The sequence below is a fragment of the Microcystis sp. Msp_OC_L_20101000_S702 genome (assembly GCF_007095705.1).
Taxonomy (GTDB): domain Bacteria; phylum Cyanobacteriota; class Cyanobacteriia; order Cyanobacteriales; family Microcystaceae; genus Microcystis; species Microcystis ichthyoblabe_A.
Genome location: NZ_SFBO01000211.1, coordinates 1 through 5962, shown reverse-complemented (window position 1 = coordinate 5962; position 5962 = coordinate 1). Strand labels below are relative to the sequence as shown.

General features: G+C 39.4%; 9 protein-coding genes and 1 pseudogene. 1 reads left to right on the top strand and 9 read right to left on the bottom strand.

All coding sequences use genetic code 11. The features are described 5' to 3' along the window. From EWV60_RS21680 to EWV60_RS21650, 7 genes and pseudogenes are all read right to left on the bottom strand, one after another. The coding region (locus tag EWV60_RS21680) for a Calx-beta domain-containing protein (RefSeq protein ID WP_287234663.1) at window positions 1-1508 on the bottom strand (1508 nt) is incomplete at its 3' end. Continuing rightward, a complete protein-coding gene (locus tag EWV60_RS21675) occupies window positions 1417-1920 on the bottom strand; it encodes a calcium-binding protein (RefSeq protein WP_287234660.1) in 504 nt (167 codons plus the stop codon). The genes EWV60_RS21675 and EWV60_RS21680, both read right to left, overlap by 92 nt. Continuing rightward, window positions 1895-2611 (bottom strand): calcium-binding protein, encoded by a 717-nt coding sequence (locus EWV60_RS21670; RefSeq protein ID WP_287234657.1) that lies wholly within the window; start codon window positions 2609-2611, stop codon window positions 1895-1897. Before EWV60_RS21670 ends, EWV60_RS21675 begins: the two co-directional genes overlap by 26 nt. A gap of 154 nt (window positions 2612-2765) precedes the next feature. Beyond that, entirely contained in the window at window positions 2766-3263 is a 498-nt protein-coding gene (locus EWV60_RS21665; protein ID WP_103111397.1) for a PIN domain-containing protein, read from the bottom strand. Beyond that, complete coding sequence (locus EWV60_RS21660) at window positions 3260-3505, bottom strand: UPF0175 family protein (RefSeq protein ID WP_002739258.1); 246 nt, start codon at window positions 3503-3505, stop codon at window positions 3260-3262. Before EWV60_RS21660 ends, EWV60_RS21665 begins: the two co-directional genes overlap by 4 nt. 162 nt (window positions 3506-3667) lie before the next feature. Next, window positions 3668-3898: pseudogene (locus EWV60_RS21655) on the bottom strand (DUF4351 domain-containing protein); the annotation flags it as partial. 13 nt (window positions 3899-3911) lie between these two features. After that, window positions 3912-4820, bottom strand: coding sequence for a DUF4351 domain-containing protein (locus EWV60_RS21650; protein WP_287234649.1), 909 nt, complete (start codon window positions 4818-4820; stop codon window positions 3912-3914). Window positions 4821-4847: 27 nt separating this feature from the next. Between EWV60_RS21650 and EWV60_RS21645 the strand changes: the two genes are divergently transcribed. Further along, entirely contained in the window at window positions 4848-5105 is a 258-nt protein-coding gene (locus EWV60_RS21645) for a hypothetical protein (RefSeq protein WP_016515311.1), read from the top strand. Window positions 5106-5165: 60 nt separating this feature from the next. On the opposite strand, the gene EWV60_RS21640 is transcribed toward EWV60_RS21645, so the two are convergent. Then, window positions 5166-5639 carry a hypothetical protein gene (locus EWV60_RS21640; protein ID WP_287234644.1) on the bottom strand — a complete coding sequence of 158 codons (474 nt, stop codon included), beginning with the start codon at window positions 5637-5639 and terminating at the stop codon, window positions 5166-5168. 36 nt (window positions 5640-5675) lie between these two features. Next, on the bottom strand, window positions 5676-5810 hold the full coding sequence (locus EWV60_RS21635; RefSeq protein ID WP_016517143.1) for a hypothetical protein: 135 nt from the start codon (window positions 5808-5810) through the stop codon (window positions 5676-5678). Window positions 5811-5962 lie beyond the last annotated feature (152 nt).

The following is a 5962-nucleotide window of genomic DNA, read 5'->3' as shown; positions in this document are numbered from 1 at the left end:
GGTAAGGTGCGAGTGAGAGTGCTTTGCCAAGTATCAGTAATGATAACTTCTCCTATTCCTCCTTCGGGATTGATGGTAGCATTAACGGGATTTGACAGGGTTACTGTAAAGGCTTCATCAGGTTCATTGAGGTTATCATTGAGGATGGGAATGCTAATAGTAGCGGTGGCAGTATTAGGTGCAATGGTGATAGTTCCAGTTTTGCTAGTGTAATCTACATTAGCGGTAGCGTTAATGGGTGCGGTGGTATAGTTGAAGGTAATTGGTTGTGAATTGGGATTATCAACTGTGACGGTGAGGATGGCATTATTATCTTTACCTTCCACTACGGTGATGTCATTAATGGAGAGTTGCGAGGTGACACTGGTATCATCATTATTAATTGTTCCCGTAACTGGAGTAGTCGTACCTACTGTATAACCTGTCCCCGCAGCAAGGGTTAAAATAACAGTTTCGTTACTTTCTACTATTGTGTCAGCAGTGGGGTCAACTGTTACGGTAGCAGTGGATGAACCAGCAGCAAAGGTGACAGTATTGGTAGTCCCTGTACGAGTGTAGTCGGTATTTAAAGTCGCTGTCCCTCCGAGGGTGTAATTAACCGTTAAAGGATTAGTTGTTACTCCGCTACGAGTGAAGGTATAAACCAGATTTGTTGTCCCGTCTTCGGTAACACTTGCGGGAGAAACTGCTAGGGTGACACTGGTATCGTCATTGGTAATTGTTCCCGTGGCTGCGTTAGGAGTACCTACTGTATAACCTGTCCCCGCAGCAAGGGTTAAAATAACAGTTTCGTTACTTTCTACTATTGTGTCAGCAGTGGGGTCAACTGTTACGGTAGCAGTGGATGAACCAGCAACAAAGGTGACTGTATTGTTAGTCCCTGTACGAGTGTAATCGGTATTTAAAGTCGCTGTCCCTCCGAGGGTGTAATTAACCGTTAAAGGATTAGTTGTTACTCCGCTACGGGTGAAGGTATAAATGAGATTAGCTGTCCCGTCTTCGGTAACACTTGCGGGAGAAACTGCAAGAGTAATACTGGGAAGAGTCGGACTAGAAACATAGCTAAAATAACTAGCAGTTAGACTTAATGCTGTTTGATTATTGATAACCGCAATCAGTTCATCTGGTTCGCTGCCTGGTTTGTTGATGTAGAGATTAGTATTAGAACCAGAAACCCATAACAGATAGTCACCACTTGAACCCCGTAGTTGAATAATATCATCAGTGGTGTTAAAGTCGGCAATTGTTGCGTAGTCGTAATCACCCGGAAGGGTGCTATTACCGTCATCATAGAAGGTCTTTGTCGTATCTGCAAGAATAAAGCGATCGTTTCCTGTTCCTCCTTCTAGATAATCTTGTTCTCCTATACCGTTATTGGTTCCTTGTAGGGTGTCATTGTTATTACCACCATAAAGTTCATTCATTACCATCTCCACCATAGAGACCGAAATCATTCTCCCAGTCGTAATAATCACCATCATTCCCCGCTCCTCCAGACAAAAGATCATCTCCATCTCCTCCTTCTAGGCGGTCTTGTCCACCACCACTATTCAGGGTATCATTACCGTCTTGTCCATAGAGAGAATCATTGCCACTTCCGAGAGCAATAAAATCGTTACCACCACCACCTTGAATGTTACTATTTAAACTGGTGGCAATAAAGTTTAGATTGTCAGCACCACTACCACTGAGTAGATAAATTCCTTCAATTGCTTTAAAGGTATCTCCTACTCCAGATGTAACTACCTGAGTATCAGTATAGGTGATAGTAATCGGGGTGATTTGAGCAGAGTAATCTAAACCGAGGTTATCATTGCCTGAACCACCGTCAATGGTATCGCTACCTGCACCACCATCAAGGTAATCGTCTTCAGAACCACCATTTAAGATGTCATTACCATTCATTACCATCTCCACCATAGAGACCGAAATCATTCTCCCAGTCGTAATAATCACCATCATTCCCCGCTCCTCCAGACAAAAGATCATCTCCATCTCCTCCTTCTAGGCGGTCTTGTCCCCCCAAACCACTTAAAGTATCATTACCTGCCAACCCATAAATGTTATCATCTCCAGATGTACCCGTAATATTATCATTACCATTAGTCCCCGTAAAATCTGCCTGTTCTACTTGAATAATTTCCCCATTTATTATAATTGTTGTCTGGTCATTCTCGGCTCGTAAAGCGTCTAAGGTTGCCACATCCAGACTATTTCCCTGCACCAACTCCGCAAAAATTGCCCCCTCATCTCCCGCGCTATCTGTCTGATTAATTTGAGCATCCACATAATGCCCAATTTCTTCTAAAATTACATTAACTATCGATGCTGACGAGGCCGTATTTAAAAAAGATGCTGATAGATAAATCTTATTGGTACTGCTGGAATATGCACCATTCGCCGTCCCCAAAACCTCATCACTAAGTACCTCAATCGGGGGAAGTTGACTAAAATTTCGACTTTGCCACTGCTGTCGTAATTGCGTCGCCTTAACCACATCATAACTTGCTCCAAAAGCGATGGCCAAATTCGCCCAAAAACCATCAGATTGAGCAAAATAGAACAAAACATCGTCAACAGCAGGAATAATCGCCAAAAGAGAGAGAGTCATGACAGTAACAGCAAAAGTTTATTGCTAATAGTTTTAGCTCAACAATACCCAATCTTTCAAGACCCCTGTAACAGAAATTAACATTGATCGGGAAAACTGTATTTCTAAATCATTAGTTTTTCTGAATATTGTCTCTCAATTCCCCCCTCACAACTTAATCTAATTCATTTGCAGTTTGCAAAACCTCCTCATAAAGTTGATGACTGATGCGAAAATTTGCTTGGCTAATTAGAGACTCCATTATCGGTTTAACCTTAGCAATCAATCCTCTATTTTTAGCGATTAAAAGAACTCCTAGAACCCCCGTAATTGACAGTCCCAAACGCACAGCCTCTCTCCGTCCAAGACGCTCATCAATTAACAATTCATCTGCTTTTAATTCTAAGGCAAGAGCGATTGCTTCTGCTTCGCCAAGATCTAAATTATATTCATTCCTCAAACAAGCCACAAGTTCTAAATTAGTGGCTTGTTTAACCTGTATCCAGTTCAGAGAAATTATCGCTTTAATGCGGATATCTTCCTCAGTTAAATTGGCTAATTCATTGGCAACTGCTTGGGGAATAACAACATTAGTATAAATATCTTTTAAGATTGACAGATAACCAACAAGAGCAAGACTGCTGAGAGGAGAAGTATCGCTAATAATAATCATAGCCAACCTTTCTCTTTTAAATGCTTAATATCTTGCTGAAACTCAGCAACATCATAGTGAATACAAATTCCTCGTTCAGAAAGCATCCGTTGAAACTTGATTTGATTAATACCTAATAACTCACTTGCTTTTCCTAAGCTAATCTTATCTTGTTGGAATAACATAACAACAATTTCCTTCAACAGTTCATCCTCTGATAAACCACTTGCTTTAATCACTTCTTGGGAAATAACTAGAGTCATATTTTCTCCGTATTTTGATAAGAATTATACAAATGCTATCCTATGTTTTGCGGTCTGTCAATTCCCTTTGGCAGACCTCACTTCTAACTGTTAACTGTTAACTGAAATTCCCTCTCCGAAGCAATCTTACCCCTTGTCATGGCGAAGATGCGATCGCTAACGTCAAACCACTTCAACATCATCAATACTTAACTGCATGATTTTAGTTTCCAATGAAGGATTAATCTCCCCTAACTTGCGTTTAAGTTGACGAAGAATCAATGTCTTTTCCCGTTCAATACCTTGTTCAATACCTTGTTCGATACCTTGTTCAATACCTTGTTCGATACCTTGTTCGATACCGCGTTCAATACCTTGACGCATCCAACTGGTGGTAATTTGCATAACTCCCTCGAAATTACAAGCATTATAAAGTATTTAACCAATTGATTACTTCAACATCATCAATACTTAACTGCATGATTTTAGTTTCCAATGAAGGATTAATCTCCCCTAACTTGCGTTTAAGTTGACGAAGAATCAATGTCTTTTCCCGTTCAATACCTTGTTCGATACCGCGTTCAATACCTTGTTCGATACCTTGTTCAATACCTTGACGCATCCAACTGGTGGTAATTTGCATAACTCCCTCCTGTACGGGTTGACTAAATGTGCTAATCTCTTCTTGAAATTGTATCTCTTCCACCGGATTTAGATTGAGATATGTATCAATAAATCCGGAAATTAATTGCATTCTCGCTGAATCTAACCTTAAAGTAATTAACAAGCGCAGACATTCCGCTTTTACCTTGGCTCGCTCTTTCTCAGCAATGTTCATCTTCGCCATCAAAGCTGAAGCAACCGGATTCGGTTGATTAAGAAAATCTCGCCAATTTAATCGATTTAACTGCACTACTTGATAGTTAAATTCTAATACCTTAAAATCGGTAAAATCGACTACATATTGACTAATCGCTTCTCTTTTTGGCTTTGAATAAGAAAAAATTACAATCGGATAAATCGGGAGGACAAATTTCTCATGAAAGCGAGCAAAATAAGTAAACATTCGCCGATTAAACCACTTGCGGGAACTTTCCTGCGCCTCGACATGAATCAGAAAAAAAGATTCTTTTCCTCGAAACTTAACCTGTGCGACTAAATCGCTTTCATGTCTTTCTCCTTCCGTGACATCGGTAAATACTTCTTTGTCTAAAAAAGTAATCGAGTTTCTATCTAAATAATCCATCAATTGAGGAAAAAATAACTCAATAAATTCGACAAAAAAGGTGGAGATTAACTCCTTAAATAAGCGGTCATGGTCAATATTATTAGTCATGTAATGTCATCTTAACTAATCTGAGCGATGAATGACTACTCTTATCTATTGTATTCTGAAAAGTCGGTTTTGGCAACGGATTGTTATGACCTCACCCCCTTAACCTACAGCGATTGTCAAATTCGCCCAAAAACCATCAGATTGAGCAAAATCGAACAAACTATCGTAAACAGCAGGAAAAATCGGCAACAGGGGAGAAGTCATGACATTAACTGCAAAGGTTTATTGCTAACAGTTTTAGCCCAACAATCCCCAATTTTTCAAGGGTGCTATCACAAAAATTAACATTTATTACAAGAAAACGGGTTTCTCAAAGAAACCCGTTTTCTAGATATTGATTTTAGCCTAAGACTGCTTAAATTCTGCGAGAGAATTAGCGGTAGCTGCTAATTTTAGTAGCTCTTCTAAGATAGTAGGGTTAGTCATTTTGCCGATTATCTCTTCAATTTCTGAAGAAATCTGTCCAAACCGCACGGTTAAAAATGTTTTTATGGCATCGCGGCTTTTTTCTAACGCGCCAATTTCTTTACCAATTTCCTTACCAATTTCCTTACCGATTTCTTTACCGCTTTCTATTCCTCGTAACTCCATATTACTCATTAAAGGCATGGTTCTTTCCTCCTCAAATTGTTTAATTTTACTTTCTAAACTTGACTGCAATTCAGAGGATAAAGTCATCATATTGTCGATGATTTCAAACAGTTTAATTATCTGTTCTCTCTCGAACTCCTTTTCATATAATACCCTGATTAACCTCCACTTCCACTGTTCCCGTTCCGGCAGCTTCCCAGTAGTCGCTTTTGTTTTCAGGTGTGTCATGACTATTATAGCAAAGGGATTGCTACTTGCTTCCAATTAGTCACTGATAACTGATAACTGGTAACTGATAAGTTGGTGAACTTCGGGAAAGAAGAAATGTAAAAACGCTTCAAAATACTCGCTTAATGCTTCTTTCCAGGGTTCATCATAATTGGCGGTTTCTGATGTCATGTTTATTAAGATGATTTATTTAATATAATAGCCTTTTTCGGCTCTTCGGGAATTGTTATGCAAATAATTAACTTAAAATAAAATTCGATGAGAGCAACTACGCTCAAAAGTAGCTGAAATTCATACAGGAAAGGACTTAAGGCACAAATAGG

What these genes read in the sequence shown, in the direction of transcription:
- EWV60_RS21635 (WP_016517143.1), bottom strand. Translation starts at nt 5,810, where the DNA reads ATGACATCAGAAACCGCCAATTATGATGAACCCTGGAAAGAAGCATTA.
- EWV60_RS21645 (WP_016515311.1), top strand. Translation starts at nt 4,848, where the DNA reads ATGAATGACTACTCTTATCTATTGTATTCTGAAAAGTCGGTTTTGGCA.
- EWV60_RS21675 (WP_287234660.1), bottom strand. Translation starts at nt 1,920, where the DNA reads ATGGTGGAGATGGTAATGAATGGTAATGACATCTTAAATGGTGGTTCT.
- EWV60_RS21650 (WP_287234649.1), bottom strand. Translation starts at nt 4,820, where the DNA reads ATGACTAATAATATTGACCATGACCGCTTATTTAAGGAGTTAATCTCC.
- EWV60_RS21660 (WP_002739258.1), bottom strand. Translation starts at nt 3,505, where the DNA reads ATGACTCTAGTTATTTCCCAAGAAGTGATTAAAGCAAGTGGTTTATCA.
- EWV60_RS21665 (WP_103111397.1), bottom strand. Translation starts at nt 3,263, where the DNA reads ATGATTATTATTAGCGATACTTCTCCTCTCAGCAGTCTTGCTCTTGTT.
- EWV60_RS21640 (WP_287234644.1), bottom strand. Translation starts at nt 5,639, where the DNA reads ATGACACACCTGAAAACAAAAGCGACTACTGGGAAGCTGCCGGAACGG.
- EWV60_RS21670 (WP_287234657.1), bottom strand. Translation starts at nt 2,611, where the DNA reads ATGACTCTCTCTCTTTTGGCGATTATTCCTGCTGTTGACGATGTTTTG.